This is a genomic window from Serratia sp. CY44782 (genome assembly GCF_052168715.1).
GTDB lineage: Bacteria > Pseudomonadota > Gammaproteobacteria > Enterobacterales > Enterobacteriaceae > Serratia > Serratia nevei.
The window spans coordinates 1-2,453 of the sequence record NZ_JBJNME010000028.1; the positions used below are offsets into that span (position 1 = coordinate 1).

3 protein-coding genes are annotated in these 2,453 nt (G+C 60.9%); all 3 read left to right on the top strand.

Going from position 1 to position 2,453, the window contains the following annotated elements; genetic code table 11:
* On the top strand, positions 1-852 hold an 852-nt coding region (locus ACJ8HT_RS24060), incomplete at its 5' end, for a phage portal protein family protein (protein WP_442520143.1).
* Positions 852-2,087 carry a phage head morphogenesis protein gene (locus ACJ8HT_RS24065; protein WP_197653617.1) on the top strand — a complete coding sequence of 412 codons (1,236 nt, stop codon included), beginning with the start codon at positions 852-854 and terminating at the stop codon, positions 2,085-2,087. The genes ACJ8HT_RS24060 and ACJ8HT_RS24065, both read left to right, overlap by 1 nt.
* Positions 2,087-2,453: phage virion morphogenesis protein (locus tag ACJ8HT_RS24070; RefSeq protein WP_442520144.1), on the top strand; the 367-nt coding region annotated here is incomplete at its 3' end. The genes ACJ8HT_RS24065 and ACJ8HT_RS24070, both read left to right, overlap by 1 nt.

A 2,453-nucleotide genomic window follows, 5' to 3' on the forward strand; every position in this document is an offset into this window, starting at 1 on the left:
ACTCAGAGCCTGGCGGAGCTGCTGGAGATCTACGGTATCCCGCTGCGTATCGGTAAATATCCGGAGGGCATCGGCAAGAAAGAGAAAAACGAGCTGATGCGCGCCGTCACCGAGCTGGGACGCTATGCCGGCGGCATCATTCCCAAGGAGATGGAAATCACGCTGCATCAAGCCTCTAACAGCTCGCATGAGCCGTTTATGGCGTTGGCTGATTGGGCGGAAAAGTCCATGTCCAAGGCCATTCTGGGCGGTACGCTGACCACACAGGCCGACGGCAAGACCTCCACCAATGCCCTGGGCGTGATCCACAACGAAGTGCGTCACGATCTTCTTTCGTCAGACAGCCGTCAGTTAGCCATGACGCTGCGCAGCGACCTGTTCTGGCCGCTGCTGGTGCTCAACCGCCGGGCAAACGCCGACCCGCGCCGCACGCCGCGCATCAAGTTCAAGGTGCCTGAACCCCAGGCACCCGAACCTGTCGGAGCAAGTCGCACCGTGCAGGTTAATTTGGGCGCGCCGGCTGCGCCGACGCAGGCACGCAGTTATAATTCCCAGGTCATTGCCGCGTTAGTGGCCGCGTTGACCCGAAAACCCGGTGCGGATGACACGCAAACCGGGATTGATGAGGCATTAACGGCACTGTTAAGCGGCAATAAACCCGCTGAGGGTCTGATTGCCATGTTGCAGCCGGCTATCGCTGCGTTGTCCGGGGAATTGGACGAGCAAAGCCTGCTGGGTGCGCTGGCTGATGCGTTCCCTCAACTCGATCCGACCTTACTGCAGGCTAACCTCGGTGATACGCAGACCATCGCGCGCCTGATTGGCCTGTATGCCCAGCAGGAGGGGCAGTAATGCCAATATCAAAGGCAGAAATCAGCGCGCTGTTCGGCATGAAGCCGGAAGCCGCGCTGCGTTACCTGGAGAACAAGGGGCTGCGTATCCGAACTGATGCCGACGCCATGCAAGCAGTGGATCATGCGCACGCATTCGGCTTTGCCAATCTGGCCCGCCTGGATATTGCCCAGGATTTGGTGAACGGGTTACGCGAAGGCCTGGCTGCCGGCCAGACGCCGGAATGGTTCGTTAAGAATCTCGAACCGGTACTGCGTAAAAAGGGTTGGTGGGGCAGCGAGGAAAATATCGACACCGATACCGGCGAAATCACCACCCGCCAGCTCGGCAACCCGGCTCGGCTCAATACCATCTACCGCACCAACACCCAGGCGGCCTACATGTCGGCGCGCCATGAGTCCATGTTGGCCAACGCCGAAAATCGCCCGTACTGGCGGTATGTGGCGGTCATGGATGCAAAGACCCGTCCCAGCCATGCCCGGCTGCATAACCGCGTCTTCCATTACCTCGATCCGATTTGGCAGTACATCTTTCCGCCGAACGGCTTTAACTGCCGCTGCCGCGCTGAAGCGCTAACCGAGCAAGAAGTAAAACAACGGGGCTATGTGATTTCGCACACCGACAGTGAAGTTGTTCAGCAGGTGATGACCGGCGAGGACGAGAACGGGCGCCCAACCTTCACCCCGGTGAACGGTGTGCGGTTCAGCGGCCCGGATGGCCAGTCGGTGACCTTCTTCCCCGACGTGGGTTTTGATATCAACCCTGGCAAAGAGGTGTGGAAAGCCAACCTGGACAAGTACGATGTAGAGCTGTCGCGCCCCTATGTCAGCGCGGGATTGGCCGGCCCGGAATTGACACACATGCTTAACGATGTGGCCCAGGGCAACCGCACCGGAGAGATACTCGCCGCCGGCGTGCTGGATGCCGGCGAGATGGCGACGCTCGGCACCGCCGGCCGTACCGCCTGGCTGGCAGAGCACCAGCTTGCCGCTCAGGCCGGTGTCAGCACGTTGCCGACTCAGCAGCAATGGGCCAGCGTGCAGGCGGTTATCGAGTCTTCCACCGTTGCGGTGCGTGCCGGCGAGCTGCTGCACCTGTTCCGACAACTCGGTGAGGGGCAATGGTGGCTGGCGACGCTGGATGCAGGCCTGGTGGTCAACACCTTTGCCCCCGTAACTTCCTCAACGCTCGATGCCGCAATACGCTATGGCATGGTCTTGAAGGATGCACGCTGATGGCCAATATCAAAGTCACCGTCGATGACAAAGCGGTAAACCAACGTCTGCAGCAGCTGCTGCAGGTGGTCGATAAGCCCCGGCCACTGATGCTGCGGGTTGCCGAAACGCTCTATGCTCAAAGCATGGCGATGTTCGAGCAGCAGGGTTTTCCCGCCAACAGCTGGCCCTCACTCAGGCCCAGCACCATCCGCTCACGTTCCCGCGCCGGCCACTGGCCAGGGAAAATCCTGCAGGTGACCGGCCACCTGGCGGCATCGGTCACGCCGGCCTCCGGTGACGACTTTGCGCAGATTGGCTCTAACCTGGTCTACGCCGCCATTCAGCACCTGGGCGGCACCATCAAGCGCCAGGGCCAGGTGCGGC